General features: G+C 70.4%; 20 protein-coding genes, 1 tRNA gene, 1 pseudogene and 1 riboswitch. Of the genes and pseudogenes, 14 read left to right on the top strand and 8 right to left on the bottom strand.

The window, feature by feature from the left end:
- Positions 1 to 49: 49 nt before the first annotated feature.
- Positions 50 to 904 (top strand): SDR family oxidoreductase, encoded by an 855-nt coding sequence (locus ABD901_RS03550; protein ID WP_345121043.1) that lies wholly within the window; start codon positions 50 to 52, stop codon positions 902 to 904.
- A gap of 301 nt (positions 905 to 1,205) precedes the next feature.
- Positions 1,206 to 1,553 (top strand): DNA polymerase ligase N-terminal domain-containing protein, encoded by a 348-nt coding sequence (locus ABD901_RS03545; protein ID WP_345121041.1) that lies wholly within the window; start codon positions 1,206 to 1,208, stop codon positions 1,551 to 1,553.
- Positions 1,554 to 1,782: 229 nt separating this feature from the next.
- On the opposite strand, the gene ABD901_RS03540 is transcribed toward ABD901_RS03545, so the two are convergent.
- Positions 1,783 to 2,181: a hypothetical protein gene (locus ABD901_RS03540; RefSeq protein WP_345121039.1), complete on the bottom strand. Its 399-nt coding sequence runs from the start codon at positions 2,179 to 2,181 to the stop codon at positions 1,783 to 1,785.
- A gap of 547 nt (positions 2,182 to 2,728) precedes the next feature.
- Positions 2,729 to 2,974 (bottom strand): hypothetical protein, encoded by a 246-nt coding sequence (locus tag ABD901_RS03535; protein ID WP_345121037.1) that lies wholly within the window; start codon positions 2,972 to 2,974, stop codon positions 2,729 to 2,731.
- Between the two features lie 148 nt (positions 2,975 to 3,122).
- On the opposite strand from ABD901_RS03535, the gene ABD901_RS03530 reads away from it, so the two are divergent.
- Positions 3,123 to 3,806 carry a hypothetical protein gene (locus ABD901_RS03530; protein WP_345121035.1) on the top strand — a complete coding sequence of 228 codons (684 nt, stop codon included), beginning with the start codon at positions 3,123 to 3,125 and terminating at the stop codon, positions 3,804 to 3,806.
- A 302-nt stretch (positions 3,807 to 4,108) separates the two neighbouring features.
- Here the strand turns inward: ABD901_RS03530 and ABD901_RS03525 are convergent, their stop codons facing one another.
- Positions 4,109 to 5,002 carry a hypothetical protein gene (locus ABD901_RS03525; RefSeq protein ID WP_345121033.1) on the bottom strand — a complete coding sequence of 298 codons (894 nt, stop codon included), beginning with the start codon at positions 5,000 to 5,002 and terminating at the stop codon, positions 4,109 to 4,111.
- A 424-nt stretch (positions 5,003 to 5,426) separates the two neighbouring features.
- Here ABD901_RS03525 and ABD901_RS03520 point away from each other — a divergent pair.
- Positions 5,427 to 5,498, top strand: a tRNA-Lys gene (locus ABD901_RS03520).
- Between the two features lie 966 nt (positions 5,499 to 6,464).
- Here ABD901_RS03520 and ABD901_RS03515 read toward each other — a convergent pair.
- Positions 6,465 to 7,235 (bottom strand): ABC transporter permease, encoded by a 771-nt coding sequence (locus ABD901_RS03515; protein WP_345121031.1) that lies wholly within the window; start codon positions 7,233 to 7,235, stop codon positions 6,465 to 6,467.
- The gene (locus ABD901_RS03510) at positions 7,232 to 7,966 is read right to left on the bottom strand and encodes an ABC transporter ATP-binding protein (protein WP_345121028.1); all 735 of its coding nucleotides are present in this window, start codon (positions 7,964 to 7,966) and stop codon (positions 7,232 to 7,234) included. The genes ABD901_RS03515 and ABD901_RS03510 overlap by 4 nt, the downstream gene beginning before the upstream one ends.
- A gap of 114 nt (positions 7,967 to 8,080) precedes the next feature.
- Between ABD901_RS03510 and ABD901_RS03505 the strand changes: the two genes are divergently transcribed.
- The 3 genes from ABD901_RS03505 (at position 8,081) to ABD901_RS03495 (ending at position 11,722) form a co-directional block, all read left to right on the top strand.
- The gene (locus tag ABD901_RS03505) at positions 8,081 to 9,250 is read left to right on the top strand and encodes a sensor histidine kinase (RefSeq protein WP_345121026.1); all 1,170 of its coding nucleotides are present in this window, start codon (positions 8,081 to 8,083) and stop codon (positions 9,248 to 9,250) included.
- Positions 9,247 to 9,963 (top strand): response regulator, encoded by a 717-nt coding sequence (locus ABD901_RS03500; protein WP_345121024.1) that lies wholly within the window; start codon positions 9,247 to 9,249, stop codon positions 9,961 to 9,963. Before ABD901_RS03505 ends, ABD901_RS03500 begins: the two co-directional genes overlap by 4 nt.
- 193 nt (positions 9,964 to 10,156) lie before the next feature.
- On the top strand, positions 10,157 to 11,722 hold the full coding sequence (locus ABD901_RS03495) for a tannase/feruloyl esterase family alpha/beta hydrolase (protein ID WP_345121022.1): 1,566 nt from the start codon (positions 10,157 to 10,159) through the stop codon (positions 11,720 to 11,722).
- 74 nt (positions 11,723 to 11,796) lie between these two features.
- Here ABD901_RS03495 and ABD901_RS03490 read toward each other — a convergent pair whose 3' ends face one another.
- A complete protein-coding gene (locus tag ABD901_RS03490) occupies positions 11,797 to 12,426 on the bottom strand; it encodes a hypothetical protein (RefSeq protein WP_345121020.1) in 630 nt (209 codons plus the stop codon).
- A gap of 209 nt (positions 12,427 to 12,635) precedes the next feature.
- Between ABD901_RS03490 and ABD901_RS03485 the strand changes: the two genes are divergently transcribed.
- The 3 genes from ABD901_RS03485 to ABD901_RS03475 are packed head-to-tail and all read left to right on the top strand — an operon-like array spanning position 12,636 to position 15,557.
- Positions 12,636 to 13,730: a hypothetical protein gene (locus tag ABD901_RS03485; RefSeq protein ID WP_345121018.1), complete on the top strand. Its 1,095-nt coding sequence runs from the start codon at positions 12,636 to 12,638 to the stop codon at positions 13,728 to 13,730.
- Between the two features lie 11 nt (positions 13,731 to 13,741).
- A complete protein-coding gene (locus tag ABD901_RS03480) occupies positions 13,742 to 14,755 on the top strand; it encodes a UDP-N-acetylmuramate dehydrogenase (protein WP_345121016.1) in 1,014 nt (337 codons plus the stop codon).
- 22 nt (positions 14,756 to 14,777) lie between these two features.
- On the top strand, positions 14,778 to 15,557 hold the full coding sequence (locus tag ABD901_RS03475; RefSeq protein ID WP_345121014.1) for a protein phosphatase 2C domain-containing protein: 780 nt from the start codon (positions 14,778 to 14,780) through the stop codon (positions 15,555 to 15,557).
- Here the strand turns inward: ABD901_RS03475 and ABD901_RS03470 are convergent.
- Positions 15,523 to 16,734, bottom strand: coding sequence for an ATP-binding protein (locus tag ABD901_RS03470; RefSeq protein ID WP_345121012.1), 1,212 nt, complete (start codon positions 16,732 to 16,734; stop codon positions 15,523 to 15,525). The two genes, ABD901_RS03475 and ABD901_RS03470, sit on opposite strands and share 35 nt — an antisense overlap.
- A gap of 43 nt (positions 16,735 to 16,777) precedes the next feature.
- Here ABD901_RS03470 and ABD901_RS03465 point away from each other — a divergent pair, with 43 nt between their 5' ends.
- Genes ABD901_RS03465 through ABD901_RS03455 form a run of 3 tightly spaced genes read left to right on the top strand, consistent with a single transcriptional unit; the run spans position 16,778 to position 19,705 of the window.
- Positions 16,778 to 18,340 carry a tetratricopeptide repeat protein gene (locus ABD901_RS03465; RefSeq protein WP_345121010.1) on the top strand — a complete coding sequence of 521 codons (1,563 nt, stop codon included), beginning with the start codon at positions 16,778 to 16,780 and terminating at the stop codon, positions 18,338 to 18,340.
- A 49-nt stretch (positions 18,341 to 18,389) separates the two neighbouring features.
- Positions 18,390 to 18,857 (top strand): hypothetical protein, encoded by a 468-nt coding sequence (locus ABD901_RS03460; RefSeq protein WP_345121007.1) that lies wholly within the window; start codon positions 18,390 to 18,392, stop codon positions 18,855 to 18,857.
- 56 nt (positions 18,858 to 18,913) lie between these two features.
- The gene (locus tag ABD901_RS03455) at positions 18,914 to 19,705 is read left to right on the top strand and encodes an SAM-dependent methyltransferase (RefSeq protein WP_345121005.1); all 792 of its coding nucleotides are present in this window, start codon (positions 18,914 to 18,916) and stop codon (positions 19,703 to 19,705) included.
- Here the strand turns inward: ABD901_RS03455 and ABD901_RS03450 are convergent.
- A pseudogene (locus ABD901_RS03450) lies at positions 19,702 to 20,286 on the bottom strand (chitinase); the annotation flags it as partial. The gene ABD901_RS03455 and the pseudogene ABD901_RS03450 overlap by 4 nt on opposite strands.
- A gap of 247 nt (positions 20,287 to 20,533) precedes the next feature.
- Positions 20,534 to 20,680: riboswitch (cyclic di-AMP (ydaO/yuaA leader) on the top strand.
- A gap of 9 nt (positions 20,681 to 20,689) precedes the next feature.
- Here ABD901_RS03450 and ABD901_RS03445 point away from each other — a divergent pair.
- Positions 20,690 to 21,712 carry a coiled-coil domain-containing protein gene (locus ABD901_RS03445; protein WP_345121001.1) on the top strand — a complete coding sequence of 341 codons (1,023 nt, stop codon included), beginning with the start codon at positions 20,690 to 20,692 and terminating at the stop codon, positions 21,710 to 21,712.
- Positions 21,713 to 21,729 lie beyond the last annotated feature (17 nt).

Raw genomic sequence — 21,729 nt, 5'->3', positions numbered from 1 at the left:
ATCGTGGGGGCAGCGCTGCGGATGTTCCGCGGCGGAAGGGGCCATCACCATGTCGATCGTTGTTACCGCCGCCTCTGGACAGCTGGGCCGGCACACCGTCGAAGCGCTTCTGAACCGCGGTGTCCCAGCTTCCCGGATCGTCGCGACCAGCCGTGACGTCACGAAGATCAAGGACCTCGCTGACCGCGGTGTCACGGTCCGCCGGGCCGACTTCGCCGAGCCTGCCAGCCTCGCGGCGGCCTTCGAGGGCGCGGAGAAACTTCTGCTGATCTCCACCACGACTCCGAGCGAGCGTGTCGCCAACCACCGGCGCGCCATCGACGCCGCCGTCGCGGCGAGCATCTCCCTGGTCGCGTACACGAGCATGCTTCACGCGGACACGTCCACGGCAAGACTCGCCCCGACCCACAGTGCCACAGAGAAGTACCTACGCGAGCGCCTGCCCAGCGTATTGCTGCGCAACGGCTGGTACCTGGAGAACTACACTTCCCAGCTTCCCCGGGTGATGCAGGGCGGAGCCCTGATCGGGGCCGCCGGCCGGGGAAGGATCAGCGCCGCGACGCGCGCCGACTACGCCGACGCCGCCGCGGTCGTGCTGTCCACCGACGGCCACACCGGCGAGGTTTACGAACTGGGCGGGGACCACGCCTTCACACTGGCCGAGCTGGCCACGGCCATCTCGGTCGTCACCGGCCGGCGCATCCAGTACACCGACCTCCCGGCCGACACGTTCACCCGGGCGCTGCTCGACGCCGGCGTACCCCCGGAACTGGCGAACGTTCTCGTCAGCGCCGACCTGGCCATGAGCCGTGACGAGATGTTCACCGACTCCGGCGACCTGCGGCGTCTGATCGGACGGCCGACCACAACCCCCGCCGAGGCGATCACCGACGCACTGCGCTGACCGGCAGACCCGCCGTCATCCGGCGCCCTGGCCGTCACGACGCCCGCATGGCCGGAAGGTCTAACAGCTGCGTCTCGCAGTGACGCGCTCTTCTCGGCAGATCCGCGCGCCGAGCCACCAGTTGGGCCATCGCGGTCTGTAGCGCGTGGATTGCGGCAGATGTGCGCACTTGGGACACGCTGAGGGCTTAGGCGCAACGACGTAGTCGACCGCATGGTGGAGGCGCTGTTTCACCTCGTCATCGGCGGTGGAGATCGGCGTAGCCCTGGTCCGAACGCCCCTATGAGGCAAACTGGCAGGCGTGGATGATCAGGGGCGGGCGACGTTTGTGCTGCACGAGCATCACAAACCGCGGCACCACTTCGACCTGCGTCTTGAAGAGGACGGCATCCTGCGTTCGTGGGCGGTGCCTCGCGGCCTGCCGGAGGACCCGAAGCACAACCGGCTGGCGGTCGCGGTGCCGGATCACGGCCTCGAGCACCTCACGTACACCGACGCCGACAAAGAGATCGCCGACATCGGCTGGTGGAAAGAGGTGGATCGCAACGACGAGCGCATCGTGTTCACACTGCATGGCCGGGGCGCCCCGCGAACGTACGCGCTGATAAGGACAGGCTCGGACTGGCTGCTGCATCTCGTGAAGGACTAGAGATCGGTTCGAAGTGAGTGGACATCCGATCACCGATGACCGGTGCGAAGGGTGCGGCCGAACAGCACTGGGCCGCCGGGCGTCCTCGTCGGCAACGTCCGCGGTCAGCCGACCGTTGCGATGTGCCGGCGCGCTGTCAGCTTCGTGATGTAGGGCAACGGAAGGCGTGGGCGGACGTGGTTGCACCAGGTGTACACGGCGACCGTTGAGCGCGTGCACTGCTGCTGGGCTACGGCCGCGTCGCGCCCCGACCGGCGGCCTCAGCACGGGCTGCGCGGATGTGCGGGAGCCGATGCATCACCACGACGCGTAACATCTCGACCGACTCGGCCAGCGCTGCAGCCGCGCCGGCTGACCCCGGCCAGAACGGGTTCAAGACCGGGGCGGCCATGACGGCAAGCTCGTGCATGGACGCTGCCGGCCCGGCAAGTATTAGCCCCTCACGAAGCGCGGCGAGGAGCTCGACACGAGCGCGGTCCTGACGTTCCGCCGTGCTCGGCAGCACCGCACGCCAGGCATCTCCGCACCACAGGACCGCAATGAGCGCCTCCCGGATCTCCGCAACGAGCGCGGCATCACTGACGCTCGCCAGGCGGCGGGTTTCGTCGCCAACGCGATCATCGTACATGTGTTCGATAATACGCCGGTCGGGATCGCAAGCGCCGCCCGGCGAGGTACCCGAGCACTGCTGCGGCGAAAAGGCCTGCGCCAAGTGCTGTGGCCTTCGGAGCGCCCCGTCCTGACCTGCCTGGTCGTGCCGGGCGGTCGAACGGAACGGCCGGCGGCGCCGGCATCGCAGGGGCTGGCGGACCCGCGCGCTAGGCGCGGGCGTACTCGTCGTCGAGCACGGCGAGAAACCGGCGGGCGATCGGATCCGGTTGGAGGATCCACGTCGCACCGTTGCAGGACCAGAACTCACGGCCGATGGCGCCGCGGAAGAAGGTGGTTGGCTGCCTCGCTGCGAAGATCCGCTTCGCTGATGCTGTCGATCCGCCACAGCATGTACCAGTGCGAGACAACCAGGTTGCTGAAGGTGTGCAGCCCCTGCCGTACTGCGCGGGCCGGCCGCCCGGCGCCGGGGCACCCCACACGTCGAGGTACTCGGGGTTGTGGATCGTGAACGTCAGCAGGTCGAAGTGCCGCTGGCGGACGGCCTGCTGCTCGGCAACCCGGTACTACTCCCGCTGCATGTAGACAGAGATCGCGATACCGCAGAAGCCGAGCGCCGACGGCACCGCCGAGACGGTGCCGTACGCCTGTCCGACATCACTGAGCTCAGGCCACCGCACCGGCCACGACGACACCCAGGCCAGCAGCAGGGGCGAGGCGACCACCGCAGCAACCAGACCGGCGCTGAGCCAGACCTGCAACAGCAGCCGACGAAACCGGTACCGTTCCCCGCGGGTTCGACGCACCGCCATCGCCACCTCCGTCACCCAACGGTACGGAGTCATAGCAAGTTGCCGATGGGACTCGGGCGTCGACCACCTCGGCGCAAAGATGTTTGACGCGTATGCCAGCACATACATAGCGCCCATCGATGTCGTACCCCTCGGGCATGATCGTGGCGTGACGGAAGACGAGGAAGAGGAGAGGGCGTTCGAGGCCGTCCGGGGACGCATTGAGGCTGGCGAGTACCTGGACTCGATGCTCGGAGTTCCGGGTGAAGACCTCGAGGGCGGCGGCTCGGTCAGGTACGCGCCGGACGGTCAGCTCGCGCGCATGCACCACCGGTGGGAGCCAGGATTTGGGGCGGCGCGAGCGGCCGGGCGGATTCCGGCGCTGCCGCCGTTAGAACCGGCAGCGGTCGATGCGGTCAATGGGTGTGAAGCAGCCATCGGGGGGTCTCTGCCCCGGCTGCTGCGTCGCTGCTACCTGGAGTTGGGCGACGGGGGCTTCGGCCCCGGTTACGGATTGCTCCCGGTCGCTGAGCTCGCGCCTAGCTATCTCGATCATCCATGGCCGGAGGGGTTCCCGCCAGAGGCGCGCAACCTGTTGACGATCTGCCGTTGGGGTTGCGGCATCACCTCGTTCGTCGACCTGCGTGACCCTCTCGGGTCGATGTGGGCAGTAGATCCCAATCCTCCGCCCGAGGACGAGTTCGCGGCGGCCCTGTTCCGCCAGGATATGACCCTGGCTTCGTGGCTGCTGCGGTGGACGCAGGACCGGCTGCATCAACCTTGGCTTGTCCGTGACCCCAACACAGGCGCGTGGCGCGGGTTCACCGAGGCTGAGTGGGAGGACTCCGACTGACCCTGCAGGCTTGGAGGTCAGCTGCGGAATCCTGACCGACTTTCTGTCAGCCCGACGTGCCGCTGAGGAACTCGTCGATCCGCCAACGCCACCGGCCTGGTCAGCCTGGCCGGTCGGCAACACCCCATCGGCTACAACTCGCCGGCCGCCGCCTGACCGTGCGTCTCGACGGCGGCCTGCTGCGCAGCCTGCCCAACCCGCTGACCCACGCCGAACAGGCCTAAGGCGTGTTTGGTAAGTCGGGTCGGAGCGAGGCGACGCCTGGGTCCACCGCAGCCCGGCATCCACGTACCAACCACGCCTTAGGTGTCCAGGAGGAACCACTGCAGGGTGTCGCGCCAGCCGGGGTGGGCGGCGGACCAGGCGAGGATCAGGTCGAGGAGGGGTTCGGTGCCGCCGGCCTCCGGCTGGGCCGGGAAGTGGGCCCGGTAGTGGCGCTCCGCGCCGCCCTCGCGGAACTCGACCTGATAGCTGAAGTCGTTGTTGAGGTAGATCTGCAGGTAGTGCTCGCTGCCGGGCAGATCGCAGCGTTCGAGGACGAGGTGGCGCCAGGTCAGGTTCAGGTCCCCGAGCAGACGGGCCAGAGTGGTGCGGTCGGGGGCGTCCCAGGTGGCGCCGGAGCTCTCGATCGCGCGGATCACCGGCGGTGACGGTGACGGCGGGGAGGCAGGGAACGTGACCGGTGACGGGCGGGAGCCGCCGACGTTGGTCCAGTCCGCGGGAGCCGGCGGGACGGTCTCGCCGGCCTGCAGCCGGCGCAGCATCTCGGGCAGGTCGGTGACTGGGAAGCAGACCTGCAGCATGCGGGTCACGAAGCGGGAGGGCTGAGGCCAGTCGCGCATCGCGACGTCCCGCGGCCTGATCTTGATGTCCCACGCCGACGGGGCGGCCCAGTGGGTCATGCGGGCGTAGAAGGCGTCCCGGGGACCGGCGTTGGCGAGGACGGTGAGGAACTCCAGGCCGTCGTCCTGTGGGAAGTCGATGAACGCCCAGCCTCGGCGTGACTCGACGTAGCCTGCCATGTGGGGCAGGAGGTCGACCCAGCTGGCGTTGCTCTCGCCGGCGTCCTGGCAGCTGGTCAGCGTTACGAGGTCGTTGCGCCAGACGGCCTCGATGACGGGTGCGAGCAGCTCGTCGATCTCGGCGTGTCGGGTGCCGACGTGTACGGTCCGCACAGGGTGGAAGTTCGCGGTCATCCGCGGAGGGTACCCAGGGGGTGCCGTCCCGCCGTGCCTCGAGTGGCTTCCTCCGCCGCCTCTCGGCCCTCGTCCTGAACGCGCATCCGACGCTGCGAAGCGACGCCCACGCCAGATCGTACGGACCCGAACGCAAGCCATGCACCGCCGTCGACGTCTGTCCCGAGCGGCCAGATCGCGCGCTGACCGATGGTTTCTGTGCGCGACAGGCAAGGGTCACGGGGCTGCGGGTCGCTCGCCTCGTGGTTGCTCGTTGGTTGCTCGAGAGTTGAGCAACTGCCCTCCATGGACCACCCGGCGGCCTGACCAGCAAGATCGCCGGACCGAGACCAGGCGGCATGGCATGGCGTTTGAGCTGGGCAAACGTCGGTGAGTGGAAAGTCGGTGCCGGCATCTGCGACTGGCCCGGTACCCTGTAACCCTCGGGCTGCTAGCTCAATGGCAGAGCAGTGGACTTTTAATCCATTGGTTCAGGGTTCGAGTCCCTGGCGGCCCACATATCCGCAGGTCAGAGCCGGTGCGACGAGCACCGGCTCTGTCGTTTGGGCCGGATACAGCAGTGGAGCTGATCCGAGGTTCTCACCCAGGCGGTTGAGCGCGTCCCGGGTCTGACTAGGCCGGGGAGAGATGCACAGGTACTGGCTCTACTTCGACATCTCCGCGAGTTACCCACGCGCCTGGCCCCCTGTGGCGGGCGTGACTGGCCACGACGTTGACGACTGCGTGGAGATCCTCAGGCACCGGTACGGCATGCACGTGCCACCCGTGACGAAGGTGGTCGAGGATCCAGATCTGACGGACTTCCAACCCGGAGCGCTGCCAGGCGGCTGGACGACGCTTGGAGTTCCAGTGTGGCGGGGCGTTTGGTACCCGCCCGAGAACATCACCGGACCCGAGCCACCGGAACGTCAGCGAAGCCACCCCCGATGGTGGGCACTGGCGACCAACAGCGACGGGCCTTAGCTGTACAGCCATCCGCACAGCCAAGCCCGCAGCGGTGCACTCTGCTGGGAGAAATCTGGGAGACGATCTTGCACTAGAACCCTCGACGCCCCGCAACCAACACAGACCAGCAGCGCAACGAGCACGCTTGTGCCACGCTGCAGGTGGCGTAACCGAGTTGCCCTTGTTCGCATCGAGGGAGTCAGGGTTCACGCCGGGCATCGGCCGGCGGGGGTCAGGCGCGGTGACCGTTGATCACGTGCACGTGACGAAGCCCAGGGCCGAATGCGGCGACGTGGGCAGGTGATCCGCACCTTAGCCGCCCAACGCTCGAGTAACCATCGAGCAACCGCGACGCCAGCCGACACCCGGTGCTGACCGTCGGTTCGGCCAGCCTAGCCGCTCTTGTTCGCCCGCGTGGCGGCTCAACGGCCGAAGCGCCAGCGGCGGCTCGATGCTCCCGCATCGGTACCATCCGCCGGCGCGACAACCCCGCCTGACAACATTTCCGCCCGGGACGTCACGCGTCGCGGCTGGTGCGCCAGGCGCCGAGGCCGAGGGCGACCACGAGGTACAGCAGCAGATCGAGGTACGCCAGCCCCAACGAGGGGAGACGCGGTTTGACGGCAAGCGCGTGCACCTGCCCCAGGACGTCGGCGGCGTTGCTCAGGAGCAGCTTGTCCGGCAGGTACGACCAGCTCTCCAGGGCCCGGGCCGCCGGCCACGCCAGGAAGATGACGCCGAACATCACGGCGATGGCCCCGGCCGTGTGTCGCAGGAGTGCACCGACGCCGTATCCGACCAGGGCCACCACCCAGAGGTAGAGCCCGGCGCTGGACACCGCGCGCAGGACGCCAGGATCGGTCAGGCTCACGTCGAGACGGCTCGTGGCCAGCATCGCCTGGCCGAGCAGGAACGTGCCGAAGGCGAACGCCTCGCCGAGGACAAGGGTTACGGCACCGACGACCAGCGCCTTGGCGATGAAGACGGTGCCCCGGCGGGGTGTCGCGGCCAGCGTGGTCCGGATCATGCCGGTGCCGTACTCGGTGCTGATCGCGAGCACCCCCAGCACCCCGAACGCGAGCTGCGCGAACACCAGACCGGTGAACGAGTTGCCCACCGCATCGAACCCGGCCCGGTCCTCGGCGCTCATGGTGGCCCAGTGACGGGCGACGGAGGTGGTGTCCAGCCAGCCGAGCCCGGCGCCGAGGACGATCGCGCACAGCATGGTGAGATACGTCGATCGCAGCGACCGCAGCTTGATCCACTCGGCGTGCAGGGCGGCGGTCACCGGTGCACGTCCATGCTGCGGTACTCCACGGCGTTCTGGGTGAGCCGCAGGTACGCGTCCTCCAACGTGGCAGCGCCGGCCGACCGGAGGAGCTCGTCGATGCCGGTGTCCGCGAGCAGCCGGCCCTGGCCGATGATCAGCAGGTGGTCGGCGGTCAGCGCCGTCTCGCTCATCAGGTGGCTCGAGACGAGGATCGTTCGGCCCTCGGCGGCCAAGGCCCGCAGGAGCCCGCGGATCCAGGCGATGCCCTCCGGGTCGAGGCCGTTGACCGGCTCGTCGAAGATCAGGATTGGTGGGTCGCCGAGCAGTGCCGCGGCGATGCCGAGGCGCTGGCGCATGCCGAGGGAGAAGCCGCGGATCCGCTTGCCGGCCACGACCTCCAGGCCGGTACGGCCGAGCACGTCGGCCACCCGGGCGCGGGGCAGCCGGTTGCTGGCGGCCAGCCAGGCCAGGTGCTGCCGGGCCGACAGGCCACCGTGCACCGCCCCGGCGTCCAGCAACGCGCCGACCTCCCGCAGCGGGTACGGCAGGCTGCGATAGGGCCGGCCGCCCACCAGCGCGTGCCCGCCCGTGGGGGTGTCCAACCCGAGGATCATCCGCATCGTGGTGGACTTGCCCGCCCCGTTGGGTCCGAGGAACCCGGTCACTCGCCCGGGCCGGACCTGGAAGGACAACCGGTCGACCGCGACCGTCGTTCTGTACCGCTTGGTCAGTTCCTGTGCCTCGATCATGGGCATCACCGTGCCGGGCCGGGGCACGTCCCGTCATCGGCCCGCGGGCATGCGCCGGCCGGGCTATGCCGCGCGGCAGACGAAATACCCCCGCCGGCTCCGTACGCTGGGCCTGTGCAACCCCGTCCGCCGCTGCTGGAGCGGCTGCGACCCGGCCAGCGGCTGGCCCTGGAGTCCGCGGCCGGTCTCGGCTATGCGCTGGCGGCGTGGGCGCTGTTCGCCCACAAGATCAGTCCATGGCCCCTGGCCCTCGGCGGTACCGCCCTTGTCGCGCTGCCCGTGGCCGTCGGCCGGCGCCGGCCGATGCTTGCCTTCGCCGCCGCACTGGGCGGTTTCTGGCTGGCTCCGGTGGCGCCGCTGCTGGGCTTCCTGGCGGTGGCTCCGCTGGCGTACGTGCTGTACCAGGTCGCCGGGCGGCACCCGGTGCGGATCGGGCTGCCGGTGCTGGCCGTCGCGCTGACCGGCCCGGCGGCCACCGCCTTGACGGGCCATGCCGGCGGAGTGCTGCCGTTCGCGGTCGCGCTCGTCGTGGCCTGGACGGTCGGGTACGCCCGGGGCGAGCACCGCCGGTACGGCGAGGAGCTCGTACGCCACCACGCCGGACGAGCGGAGGGCGAGCGGGAACGGGCCCGGCGAGGGGCCGCGGAGGAGCGCCTGCGGATCGCGCGCGAGCTGCACGACGTGGTGGCGCACAGCATGAGCGTGATCACGGTGCAGGCCGCGTTCGGACGCCTGGTGGTGCGGGAACGGCCGGACGAAGCCGGTGCCGCGCTCGCCGCCATCGAGACCACCGGCCGCCAGACGCTCGACGAGATGCGCCGGCTGCTCGGCGTGCTGCGGGCGGACGGCACCCCGGACCCGGACGCCGACATGACGCCCACCCCCACGCTGGCCGACCTGGAACGGCTCGTCGCGCAGGCCGGCCAGGCCGGCGTCAAGGTCGAGCTGACGATCACCGGACGGTCCCGGCGCCTACCCGCCGGGGTGGAGCTGTCCGCGTACCGGATCGTCCAGGAGGCGCTGACCAACGTCGCCAGGCACGCGGCCACGACGTCCGCGCGGGTCACCCTCGGCTACCGCCCGGACGGGCTCACCATCGAGGTCGCCGACCACGGCCGCGGCGGCCCGGTCGCCTCGACCGGTCTCGGCCTGGCCGGCATGCGGGAGCGGGTCCAGCTCTGCGGGGGCCATCTCGAGGCCGCGCCGCTGCCTGGCGGCGGGTTCCTGGTCGCCGCCCAACTGCCGACGCCGGCCGTCGACGCCCGCGAGGAACCGGTGACGTGACCGTACGCGTCCTGGTCGCCGACGACCAACCGCTGGTCCGCGCGGGCCTTTCCGGCATCATCGGTACCGCACCGGATCTGACTGTCGTGGCCCAGGCCGGCTCCGGCCGGGAAGCCGTCGACCTGGCCCTGCGGCACCGGCCGGACGTCGTGCTCATGGACATCCGGATGCCCGACATCGACGGCATCCGTGCCACCCAGCTCGTCACGAAATCGGCCATCGCACGGGTGCTTGTGCTCACCACGTTCGACCTCGACGAGTACGTCTACGCCGCACTGCGCGCCGGGGCCAGCGGTTTCCTGCTCAAAGACACTCCACCGGCCGACCTGCTGGCAGCGATCCGCATCATCGCCGCCGGCGACGCGTTGCTCGCGCCCACCGTGACCCGACGCCTGATCGCCCGGTTCGTCGCGTCGCCCGCGCTCCTGCCCAGCCAGACGGCGATCGTGTCGGACCCGACGCCGGCCGACACCGGCCGCGTGCCGGCCCACCGCGCGCGGCCTGACCCGGACCGGCTGGAACGGATCACCGACCGCGAGCGCGAGGTGCTGCTACTTGTCGCCGAAGGGCTGTCGAATCCAGAGATCGCGGTCCGACTACACATCACTCCCGGTACCGCCAAGACCCACGTCGCCCACCTGCTCACCAAGCTGGATGTCCGGGATCGAATCCACCTGGTAATCCTCGCCCATCGCAGCGGCCTGATCACCTGACGTAATCGGCGCTGTTGCCTTGAGAAAATTCTTTGCCGCAAGGTCGGCGGCCGCCGCGTAGCCCCTACAGCTGGCACGCCCGGCCCGGCGCCGTTCGCTCCGCCGGAGTGTGACGCGGGTCGCGGCGGGTAGCCGGTGGGGCGTCGGTGCACGTGCACGTCCGCCCGCGCGGGCCATCCCTGCGGGAGCTGCGATGCGAACAGCTGTCGTTATCATCGGCGCACTCCTGCTGCCGGTGGCGCTGACGGTGTCCGCCGTCGTCAGCACCGTGTTGCTCACCGGTCACGGCGGCTGCCCGCGCCCGTCCCGGCCGTACCTGCCCGGCGCGCGGATTCTCGCGATGTCCACGGTCGGCCGCCCGGGCGAAATGAACGCACGCGCCCCCCGTCTCGGCCGGCCCGTTGCCAGCGGGGTTCCGGCGTTCTGCGACGTCACGGTCGTCCTGACGCACCCGCCGCTTCGCGACCGGGTCCGCATCGAGGTGTGGCTGCCGCGATCGACGTGGAACGGCCGCTTCCAGGCCACCGGCGGCGGAGCGTTCGCCGCGGGCGAGTTTCAGCGCGCCCTCGTCCCGGCGGTCCGGCGAGGATACGCGGCGGCGTCCACCGATGCCGGTGAGCCGGGCAATGCCAAGAGCCCGCCCGTCTGGGCGCTGCGCCGTGACAGGACGATCAACGAGGGGCTGTTGGCCAACTTCGCCTACCGTTCGGTGCACGAGATGAGCCAGATCGCGAAACAGGTGATCGCCGGGTTCTACGGCCGGCCGGCCGCCTACTCATACTTCACCGGCTGCTCGACCGGCGGCCGACAGGGCCTGATCGAGGCGCAGCGCTACCCCCGCGACTTCGACGGCATCCTCGCCGACGCGCCTGCCATCGCTTGGAACCGCCTCACCCCGGCCCAGTTCTGGCCGCAGGTCGTCATGAACGAGGCGGGTGTCCACCCGACCGCATGCGAGTTCGCCGCCTTCAACCGCGCCGCGATCGCCGCGTGCGACGGCGACGACGGGCGCCTCGACGGGATCATCGGGCGGCCCGACACCTGTCGGTTCGACCCCGGCCGGCTCGTCGGCACGAGCCTGCGCTGTCACGGCCGGACGATCCGGATCAGCCAGGCGGACGCCGACATCGTCCGCAGGATCTGGGACGGCCCGACAACCCGCGCCGGCGAACGGCAGTGGTACGGCCTGCCGCGCGGCGCGTCCTTCAGCTGGCTGGCCGGCACATCCAAGCCTCTGTTCGGCTCACGGCACGGCGCGCCGTTCCCCGTCGCCGCGGACTGGATCCGCTACTTCCTGCTGCGGCAACCGCACCGCGACGTTTCCACCATCGGCTACGCCGAGTTCGAGCGCCTGTTCGACGAGTCCCGGGCCCGCTACAGCGCCGTCATCGGCTCCGACGATCCCGACCTGTCCGCATTCCGCTCCGCGGGCGGCAAAATGATCACCTGGCACGGCCTGGCCGACCAGGCGATCTTCCCGCAAGGCACGGTCGACTACCGCCGCCGCGTCGAATCCGCCATGGGCGGCGCCGAGGCCACCGACCGGTTCTACCGCGTCTTCCTCGCCCCGGGCGTGCGGCACTGCTCCGGCGGGGCCGGCCCCGTCCCCACCGACCCGCTCGCGGCGCTCGTGGACTGGGTCGAACACGGCCGCGCGCCCGACACCTTGCCGGCCGCCACCACCGGCGCGCATCCGAACACCAGCGGCGCCCTGTGCCGCTACCCGCAGCAGGCAACCGCCGACCGCCCGTGCCACTGACGGACCGGCCGACCGCCGACCGCCTGCTAAAGCAGCGCCCGTTGGCGCACCCGGCGAGCGAGCTATTGAAACAGCTAGCGGAAAGCCAGGCGGGCCTGGCGGCTGGGCTGCAGGACCATGACCTTGTACGGGCAGATCCGGTCGGTGATCGCCGCGTAGGCGTCGATTGCGCGGCCTGCGGCGTCCAAGGCCTGTTCAAAGGGGGTGAAGCCCTTGCCCTTGTTGCGGAACAGAGCGCCGTAGAACGCGGAGCAGAACACCGTGCTCTCGTGCCAGCCGATCAAGGCCGACGTGCCGATGTAGACGATGTCGCCGTGCAGGCAGTCGCGCAGGGCCTTCTGCCACGAGCCGATGCCGGTCCGGCAACCGTCGGCCACGACGGCGCTGGCGTTCAGGCCGTGGCCGCGCTCCGCGGCGTAGTCGCCCAGCTCGGACAGGGTGATGGTGGTTTTGGCGTCGGTGCTGCTGAACGTCGGCGTCTCGCTATCCTGGTCGCCGTGTGCCATCACGTGCAAGACATCGCAAGGTGCGGTGAAGGCGGCGAGGACGGTGTCGGGATCGCGGGACCGCACGAAGTCGATGTCGACGATCGGCTCGGACCAGCCGGCGTTGATGCTCTGCAAGGTTGACTGCACGAAGGCCATCGACGCGTCGAACGACTGATCTAATCCTATGTCGAGCAGACTCACCCGGCGGTTGCGCATGCCGAAGAATCCTTCTCTCACCCTCACCCGGGGTCAATCGACCCAACCGGCAGGCCCGGGTCGTCCTCGCCGTGCGCGATGGACGGATTACGCCCCGTTGGCGGGTGCCGGGAATCGAACGGGACCTCGGTACTGTGATCGGCGTGAGTGAGGTGGAGCGGGCGGAGTACGCGTTCACTCAGGTCGAGCGATGGCTGCGCAGCGAGCCGATGGTGGAGCTGCTCGGGATGTTCGCCGACGGTGACGGTGGCGAGATGGTCGGGTGGCTGCACCTCAACGAGGAGCTGCCGGGCTGGCTCGACGGGCTGTTCCAGGACGCCGAAGGTATAGACGGGCCGTTCCAGGGCGCCGAAGGCATAACAGCGCAGGGTGAGCTGCTGCGGCACGTCCTCGTGGTGGAGCGCGCCGCCGCAGGGGCCTTCAACTTTCGTACCCCTGACGGATCCAGCTATCGCGAACGCTCCCAGGCCGTCAGTGCCGACTTCGACGACGCCACCCGCGAGCGCATTGCGCGGCTGGCCGACGAGCTCGGGCTGGTCGAGGCGCGTGAGCCGCGCTTCCGGGCGTACGACAAGACGCTCGTGCTCGGGGGTGGGTACCGGTCGCCGTTGCTTCGGACGAAGTACGCGGCGCTGTTGCGCGAGCGTGGAACACAGCTCGGGGAGGTCAGCTTCCTCGGGAGCCCGCGGTTCCTGATCGAGGACGCGGCGCGGCCCGAGCGGCCCGTTGCCGAGCGGTACGCGCCGGGGGCGACCGACGAGTTCGGGCTGATGCTGGGGGCCGCGCGGGCCGAGCTCGGACTGCGGGCCAGCGGGATCGAGTTCCTGTGCGGCTGCACGTCCGACTCCGAGCCCTGCCCGAAATGGCCCTACCGCGAGGCCGAGAACGCGGACCGGACGCCGGCCGAATTCACGCATGAGCGGCGGGCGCCGCTCACGAACGAAACCGGCGAGATGGTTGGCTCGGTGCTGTCGGCGTGCACGAGCCGGCCGCCGTACCGGCCGGACACCTCCGACACGCTCGGGTTGTGGGCGCGGTGTGCCGAACCAAGAGCAGGACAGCGGGTGTTGCTGGTCACGACGCAGGTGTTCGTGCCGTTCCAGCAGTTCGACGCGTTGCGCCGCATTTATCTCCCGTATGGCGCGGAGGTGGAGACCGTCGGCTTTGGGCCCGAATGGGGGGATCGGCCCCAGAACGCCGAGTATCTGCTGCAGGAGACGCTCTCGGCGATCCGGTCGGCGCGGCGGCTGCTGGTGGCCGCGGCCAAGGTGCTCGCGCCGGGGGCGTTGGGCTCGACTGGGTAAGCTTCGCAGCCGTGAGCATCACCTTTGCCGACCTGACCACGATGCGGGTCGGCGGACCCATCGGGCAGCTGCATGTCGCCACCGCCACGGAGCACGCGGTCGAGCTGGTGCGCGCCGCCGACCTGGCCGGCGAGCAGCTGCTGGTGATGGGCGGCGGGTCCAACCTCGTCGTCGGGGACGTCGGCTGGGACGGCGCCGTCGTGCGCATGGAGTCGGACAAGATCGACGTCGACGGTACCGCCATCCGGGCCGACGCCGGCGTCGAGTGGGACCGGCTCGTCGCGCTCGCGGTCGCGCAAGGGCTGGCCGGCATCGAGTCGCTGTCGGGCATTCCGGGGTCGGTCGGCGGCACGCCGGTGCAGAACGTCGGGGCCTACGGCACCGTGACCTCCGACGTGCTGGAGGCGATCACGGTGTACGACCGGGAGACCGGCGCGGTCGAGCGCTGGCTCCCCGAGCAGTGCGGGTTCGGCAGCCACCGGATGTCGGTCTTCAAGCGCAGCGACCGCTGGGTCGTGCTCGACGTCACCTACCGCCTGCGCCGCGCCGAGCAGTCCGGGCCGGTGAAGGCGGCGCCGATCGCCGAGCGGCTCGGCATCGAGGTCGGCGGCACCGCCGCGCTGGCCGACGTGCGGGCGGCGATCATCGCGCAGCGGCGCAGCAAGAAGATGGTGCTCGACGCCGACGACCACGACACCTGGAGCGTCGGGTCGTTCTTCATCAACCCGGTGCTGGCCGAGGTGCCGGCCGAGGCCGCCGACTGCCCGTCGCAGCCGGACGTCAAGGGCACCAAGCTGCACGCCGCATGGCTGATCCAGCACACCGGGTTCAATCCCGGCTACGGGCTGGACTTCGGCAACGGCACGGTGGCGCTGTCCAGCCAGCACACGCTCGCGGTGACCAACCGCGGTGGGGCCACGACGGCGGACGTCATGAAGTTCGCCGCGCACATCAGCGACGGGGTGGCGGCGAAGTACCAGATCAGGCTCAACCCGGAGTGCGACCTGATCAACTGCTCGTACTGAGACCGCTTCACCAAAGGCAGTCATGGACCTGGCCTTCGCCACCGAGGCGGCACCGGGCCTGCGCAACGACGACCATGTCGTGCTCGCGCCCGGCTTCGCGATCGTCCTCGACGGCGTCACGCAGCTGCCGGGCATCGACAGCGGCTGCGTGCACGGGCCGAACTGGCTGGTCCGGGCGCTCGGCGCCGAGCTGGCCGCGGTGCTGTCGGACGACGGCGAAGTCGCGCTCGACCGGGCGCTGGCCGGCGCGATCGAGGCGGTCCGCGACCGCCACGCGGCGACCTGCGACCTGACCAACCCGAACAGCCCGTCGACGACGGTCGCGATCGTCCGGGAACGTCCGGGTTTCCTGGATTACCTCGTGCTCTGCGATTCGACCGTCGTGTTCACGGACGGCGACGGCGTCACCGCGATCACCGACGACCGCACCGCGCACCTGGCCGCCTACGACCGGCACAGCGTCGCGCTCGTCCGCAACCGGCCCGGTGGCTTCTGGGTCGCGTCGACGGCGCCGGAGGCCGCGGGCGAGGCGCTGGTCGGCGCGGTGCCGAGCGACACGGTGTACCGCATGATGGCCTGCACCGACGGCGTATCGCGCCTCGTGGAGTTCTTCGGCCTGGGCTGGCCGGAGGTCTTCGAGCTCGCCGAGCGGGGCGGGCCCCGAGCCGCGATCCGGGCGGTGCGCACGTTCGAAACAGGCTGGCCGGAGCGGCTGCAGCGCGCCGGGCGCCGTTTCAAGCAGCACGACGACGCCACCCTGGTGCTGGCTACTTCAGCAGCTTACGGCGCTTCAGGTAGTTGACGAGCTCGTCGTAGGCGCCGCCCTCGTTGGCGAACAGGGCGACGTTGCGCGCGGTGGCGAACCACGGCCCGGTCGACGGGCGGACCTCCTTCAGCGCCCGCTCGAAGTCCCGCTGCTCGATCATGCGCACCTCGCCCCGCTCGATCGAGTCGGCCATCGCATACTCGGCCGCCGTCTCGCACAGGTGCGCGAGGTCCGCGCCGGAGAAGTCCGGGGTCTCGGCCGTGAGCTTCGCCAGATCGATGCTCGCGATCGGGCGGTCGCGCATGTGGTACCGCAGGATCGCCTCCCGAGCCGGCTCGTCGGGCGGCAGCACCAGCGCGATGCGGTCGAGGCGGCCCGGCCGGCGCAGCGCCGCGTCGACGTCCCAGGGCGTGTTGGTCGCGGCCAGCACGAAGACGCCCTCGTTGTTGCCCTCGATGCCGTCGAGCTCGGCGAGGAGCTGGTTGCTCAGGGTCCGCATCGCCGAGGAGGTCAGCTGCGCCCGCTTGTGGCCCAGGGCGTCGACCTCGTCGAGGAACAGCACGCAGGGCGCGTTGCGGCGGGCCGACTCGAACAGCTCGTGCAGGTTGCGCTCGGAGTTGCCGATCCACATGTCCAGCACGTCCACGATGGACAGCGACAGGAACTTGGCCCGCAGCTCGCCGGCGACCGCGCGGGCGAGGAAGGTCTTGCCGCAGCCCGGCGGGCCGTAGAGCAGCAGGCCGCCGCGGAGGCTCTTGCCGTACAACTTCCGCAGCTCCGGATTGCGCAGTGGGCCGAGGAACGCCAGCTCCAGCCGCTTCTTGACCTCGACCATGCCGCCGACGTCGGCGAGGCGCACGGCGGGCACCTCGACGTCGTAGATCCGGTCCGTCTCGCCCTCGACCGGCGCGACATTGTCTCCGGCGGCGTAACGGGGCGGGAGCACGTCGGACAGCTCGCGCTCGTAGGCGGCCAGGGGATCATCGGCAGCAGGAGGTGGCGGCGGCGCGGCGTTGCCGAGCGAGCGCCGCATGAGGGCGAGCGCGGTGGCGTTGGAAGGCTCGCGGCTGAGGACGAATCCTATGTGGACGATCGCCTCCTGCGCCCGGCCGGCGTCCACCAGCAGCTCGGCGACGTGCAGGCGCAGCACCAGGTCGTCGGGGCGCCCCTCGAGCGCGGCGAGCAGGGACGCGATCAACGGCGAGTCAGTCATTCGGCGGCCCCCGTAAAGTTTGCGACCAGCTTACGATTGTTCCGTGACTGGGCTGGCGCGCGCCACGGCCTTACTGGAGATCGGTCGCGCCGACGCGGCGCGGCAGGAGGTCCTGGCCCTACTGGCCGATGACCCGCACGACGTCGAGGCGCTGTGCCTGCTGGCCCGCACCCACCAGGCCGAGAACGGCTACGGCCCGATGCGCGACGCCGCCGCTCAGGCGGTCGCCGCCGATCCCGAGCACGCAGACGCCCACCTGCTCCTCGCGTTTGCGCTGGTCGGCCTGCACGAGCCGGAGCCGGCACAGGTGAGCGCGCTGGAGGCGGTCCGCCTGGCGCCGGAGGACTGGCGGGCCCAGGCGGCGCTGGCCCTGGCCGAGTTCAACCGCGGACACCGGCTGCGGGCGTTCCGGGCCAGCGAGCGCGCGGTGCGCCTCGCGCCGGAGACCGCCGGACCGCACCACATCCGCGCGCTGCTCTTCGACGCGATCGGCTGGAGCGCCGCGGCAAAGCGGTCGTATCGGCGCGCGCTCGCCATCGACCCGGAGAACACTGCGGCGTTGACCGGCCTCGGCCGCATCGCGCTCACCGGCGGCCGCCTGCCCGACGCGGCCGGGCACATCAGCGCCGTCCTCGCCGCCGCGCCGACCGACCACGCCGCTCGTACCGTCCTGGACCGCCTGCTCATCGGCGCCCTGGGCGGCTGGGGGATCATGAGCCTCTGGGTCGCCGGTCTGATCGGGCCGTTCTCGAGGCAACCGCAGTATGCGATCGTGGCGCTGGCGCTGCCCGCGCTGTGGGTGGTGTGGGTGATCCGCACCTGGCGCTCGTTGTCGCCGGGCACCCGGTCGTATGCGCGCCAGTTGCTGCGCACCGACATCCGCGCCCGCGCGCGGCTGTTCGGCATCGCGTTCACCGCCGCCACCGCCACCGCCATGACCGTCACCGGGATCATGCAGGACCCGGACGGCCCGACGTCGTACGCGCTGCGGATCGCGATCGGCGCGCACCTGGTCGCCCTGCTCGCCTCCGGCGGCGCCGCGCTGGCCGTGGACCGCAAGGTCGCCGGCCCGCCGCACCCGGCCCTGTACCCGACCGCCGCCGTGCCCCGGCAGCGGGCCGATGGTGCCGCACCGGTCGAGGCGCCGCTGACCACCGACCTGCTGACCGAGCACCGCGAGTCCTCCCTGGTGGCTCGCTGGGCGCTGTGGATGGTCCGCAACGGCGCGCTCGTGGCCGCGGTGCCGTGGCTGCTGTGCATCGACCCACCGAGCCCGTGGCCGGCCCGGGCGATCGTCGCGGCCGTAGTGCTGGTCCTGTTCCTGGCCAACGCCCAGTGGTCGCGCCGCCGGCTCATCCGCCGCCCGGGCCCGCCGAACGCGCTCCTCGGCCTGATGCGCGTGCCGCTGGTCCTGGGCGCGGCGGCGCAGCTGGCCGTCATCGTGGCCTGCGGCGTCCTGCCGCCCTCGCTGATGCCCCTGCCGGACTTCATCGGCGTGCCGGCGTTCATCTCCATCGCCGGCGGGCTGCTGCTGTTCGGCGGCTGGCTGCCGTGGGTCGCCTTCCGCGCCGTGGCCAGGCTGTTCCGGGCACCCGCCGGGCGGTGAACCTCCGTAAGATCGGGCGGCGTCAAACGATCTAAGGAGACCGCTCGAAATGCGATTCCTCACGGCGGCCGCCGTCGCGGCGGCAGTGCTGGTGCTGGCGACCGGGTGCGGCGGCGACACCGCGAACAGCACCGCGCAGGCCGCCGCCGGTGCGACGAGCGCGGCGGCACCGGCGTCGGCCGATCCGGGCACGCAGGCCTGCCGCGACGTCAAGGCGGTGCACCTGGAGTACTTCGCGAAGTTCAGCGACGTCTCAGCCAAGGCGCTCGATGCGATCCAGCACAACGACCACGCGGCCGCCGAGTCGCTGCAGACGCAGGAGGCTGCCGCGGCCAAGGACTGGAACGCCAAGCTGGAGCCGCTCGCGCCGAAGGTCACCGATCCCGAGCTGCGTTCGGCGGCGGACGCCGTGCTGGCGGCGCTGAAGCGCTACGCGGAGACGCTGGGCGTGACCGTCGGCGACGTGCTGAAGGCCGGCGCCGCCCTCACCACCGCGTTGAACAAGGCCTGCGGCTGAGCGGTCGCGCCTATGCTGTCGGCAACGTCGGTCAATGGCAGGACATGGAGGACCGCATGGCCGCACCCTTCGACACCGATCGGCCGCATCCCGCGCGCGTCTACGACTATCTGCTCGGTGGGAAGGACAACTTCGCCCCGGACCGCGCGGCGGCCGAGGCGGGGCTGAAGGTCAACCCGAACGCGGCGACCGCCCCGCTGCAGAACCGGGCGTTCCTGCGCCGCACGGTGCGCTTCCTCGCCGAGGAGGCGGGCGTCCGGCAGTTCCTCGACATCGGCACGGGCCTGCCGACCTCGCCGAACGTCCACGAGCTCGCACAGGCAATCGATCCGTCCTGCCGCATCGTGTACGTCGACAACGACCCCATCGTGCTGGCGCACGCCCGCGCGCTGCTCACCAGCGCGCCCGAGGGCCGCACGGCCTACGTCGACGCCAACCTCCAGGACGGCAACCGCATCCTGCAGGCGGCGGAGCTGCTCGAGAACCTCGACCTCGACCGCCCCGTCGCGCTGCTGCTCTTCGCCATCCTGCACTTCCTCGACGAGGACGACGACCCTTACGGCCTGGTCGAGCGGCTCATGGCGGCCCTGCCCAGCGGCAGCTACCTGGTCCTGTCGCACATCACCGCGGACTTCGAGCCCGAGGAGTGGGCCCGCTTCACCGCGATCATGCGCAAGCAGGGCATCACCACCCGGCTGCGCAACCGCGAGGAGGTCGCCGGCTTCTTCGACGGCCTCGAGCTCGTGGAGCCCGGCGTGGTGCCGATCCTGCGGTGGCGGCCGGACGCCGGTGAGTCGCTCACCGACGCCCAGGCCGCCCTCTACGGCGGGGTTGCCAGGAAGGCCTAGCAGGACAGGGCGCCGCTACCCACGCCCACGCCGAGAATCCCCACGAAGCGCTGGTACGCCGAGACCCGGCTCTGCACCTGGGCCGGGTTGCGGCCGTTGCACTCCAGGCTGCCGTTGATGCTGCGGATGGTCTCGCCGAATCCGGCCCCGTTGACCATGGCGTTGTGCGGGGTCATGGTGCCCGGGCCGCTCTGCGTGTTCCAGTACCACAGCGCCGTCTTCCAGGCCACGGCCGCGTCGGTCTGCACCAGGTTGGGGTTGTGCAGCAGGTCGATGCCGAGCGCGTCGCCGGCCGCCTTGTAGTTGAAGTTCCAGCTCAGCTGGATCGGCCCGCGGCCGTAGTACGCCGCCTGGCCGGCCGGGCAGCCGTAGGACTGGCTCGCGTCGCAGTAGTGGGGGTAGTTGGCGGTGTTCTGCTCGACGATGTACACCAGCCCGCCGGTCTCGTGGTTGACGTTGGCCAGGAACGCCGCGGCCTCCTGCTTGCGCACCGCGTCGGAGCCGGTCCTGGCGAACGCGGGGTAGGCGGACAGGGCGGCCACCAGGCCCGAGTACGTATAGAACGAGTTCCGGCCCGGGAATCACCGAAGCAGTGAACATCATCGTTTTATGAATAATATTTACGGTACCGTTGAGCCTGCGCGACGGCCCCACGATCGGGAGCGACAGAGTCACTCACCGTGAGTAATCAATGTGATCTGAGACACACTCGGCCGCAGTGCGGGAGCTAGCGAGGATCTTCGCACAAACGGTGCGGTGCGCGTTTTCCGCGCCCTGGGTACAGTGACCCACGGTCACGTCCATGCGGGCACCGCCCCACGGTGCCGGGCGTGGCTGCCGCCCAATCGCCGCACCGTGGCGAACCGGGGACCCACCGTTACGTTGGGGTGAATCCACCCTTCTTCGGAAGGGTGGTAGGGGTCGTTCCGTCCCGAACCCGTCAGCTAACTCGGTCGGCGGCCGACGGAAGGAACAACGAACCAGATGTCATCGCGACATCCCCACCGGCGCGTTCTGATCACGCTGCTGGCGGCACTCGTGCTGGGTGGGCTCGCCGCCACGCCCGCTTCGGCCGAGCCCAGTGGCGACCCGGGCGACGAAGGCGCCGCCGCCAATCCGACCCTCGGCTCCGTGCTGGAGGACACCACCCGGGCCTGGACCGACGCCAAGGCGCGCTTCGACGCCTCCGTCAAGCACCAGGCCGAGCTCACGACGCAGCTGCAGTCCACCGAGGCGCAGCTCGCCTCGCTGCAGGACCAGGTGTCCTCGATCGCCGTCGCGGCGTATCGCACCGGCCCCCTCACCACGTTCGCGGCCCTGATGGACGCCGACAGCCCCGACAGCTTCGCCGAACGGGCCGGCTCCATCAACGAGCTCGCACACCACAACGACAACCTGCTGCACCAGTTCAGGGTGCTGCGCGAGGCGCAGGCCTCGCAGAAGAAGGCGCTCGACGAGGAGGTCGCGACCCAGCAACAGCAGGTCGCGACGATGGAGCAGCAGAAGAAGGAGGCGGAGAAGGCGCTCGCGCTGGCCGGCGGGCCGAGCAAGGGCTTCGTCTCCGCCAACCTGCCGGTCGCCGACCCGGTGAAGCGCAACTCCGACGGGTCGCTGCCCAAGGAGTCGTGCAACCAGGACGACCCCACCACCACCGGCTGCCTCACGCCGCGCACGCTGCACGACATGCAGACGGCACAGAAGGACGGCTTCAAGCGGTTCGTGTCCTGCTACCGCCCGAGCGGGCCGTATGAGCATCCCAAGGGGCGCGCCTGCGACTTCTCGGTGCAGAAGACGAGCGGATTCGGCGGGGTGGCCACCGGCGACGACTTCGTCTACGGCTCGACGCTGGCCGCGTACTTCGTCAAGAACGCCTACAACCTAGGCGTGATGTACGTGATCTGGTTCAAACAGATCTGGACACCGGCGGCCGGCTGGCACCATTACAGCGGCGTCGCAGGTGACCCATCCAGCGATCACACCAACCACGTGCATCTCTCCGTGCTCTGACCCTTGCGTCTGCGAGC

It is taken from the genome of Dactylosporangium darangshiense, assembly GCF_039537565.1.
GTDB classification, from domain to species: domain Bacteria; phylum Actinomycetota; class Actinomycetes; order Mycobacteriales; family Micromonosporaceae; genus Dactylosporangium; species Dactylosporangium darangshiense.
This window is presented reverse-complemented; position numbering and strand designations above follow the sequence as displayed.

What these genes read in the sequence shown, in the direction of transcription:
- ABD901_RS03470 (WP_345121012.1), bottom strand. Translation starts at nt 16,734, where the DNA reads ATGACTGACTCGCCGTTGATCGCGTCCCTGCTCGCCGCGCTCGAGGGG.
- ABD901_RS03525 (WP_345121033.1), bottom strand. Translation starts at nt 5,002, where the DNA reads ATGACCGCGAACTTCCACCCTGTGCGGACCGTACACGTCGGCACCCGA.
- ABD901_RS03510 (WP_345121028.1), bottom strand. Translation starts at nt 7,966, where the DNA reads ATGATCGAGGCACAGGAACTGACCAAGCGGTACAGAACGACGGTCGCG.
- ABD901_RS03550 (WP_345121043.1), top strand. Translation starts at nt 50, where the DNA reads ATGTCGATCGTTGTTACCGCCGCCTCTGGACAGCTGGGCCGGCACACC.
- ABD901_RS03445 (WP_345121001.1), top strand. Translation starts at nt 20,690, where the DNA reads ATGTCATCGCGACATCCCCACCGGCGCGTTCTGATCACGCTGCTGGCG.
- ABD901_RS03485 (WP_345121018.1), top strand. Translation starts at nt 12,636, where the DNA reads ATGGTGGAGCTGCTCGGGATGTTCGCCGACGGTGACGGTGGCGAGATG.
- ABD901_RS03490 (WP_345121020.1), bottom strand. Translation starts at nt 12,426, where the DNA reads ATGCGCAACCGCCGGGTGAGTCTGCTCGACATAGGATTAGATCAGTCG.
- ABD901_RS03460 (WP_345121007.1), top strand. Translation starts at nt 18,390, where the DNA reads ATGCGATTCCTCACGGCGGCCGCCGTCGCGGCGGCAGTGCTGGTGCTG.
- ABD901_RS03540 (WP_345121039.1), bottom strand. Translation starts at nt 2,181, where the DNA reads ATGTACGATGATCGCGTTGGCGACGAAACCCGCCGCCTGGCGAGCGTC.
- ABD901_RS03475 (WP_345121014.1), top strand. Translation starts at nt 14,778, where the DNA reads ATGGACCTGGCCTTCGCCACCGAGGCGGCACCGGGCCTGCGCAACGAC.
- ABD901_RS03535 (WP_345121037.1), bottom strand. Translation starts at nt 2,974, where the DNA reads ATGGCGGTGCGTCGAACCCGCGGGGAACGGTACCGGTTTCGTCGGCTG.
- ABD901_RS03495 (WP_345121022.1), top strand. Translation starts at nt 10,157, where the DNA reads ATGCGAACAGCTGTCGTTATCATCGGCGCACTCCTGCTGCCGGTGGCG.
- ABD901_RS03455 (WP_345121005.1), top strand. Translation starts at nt 18,914, where the DNA reads ATGGCCGCACCCTTCGACACCGATCGGCCGCATCCCGCGCGCGTCTAC.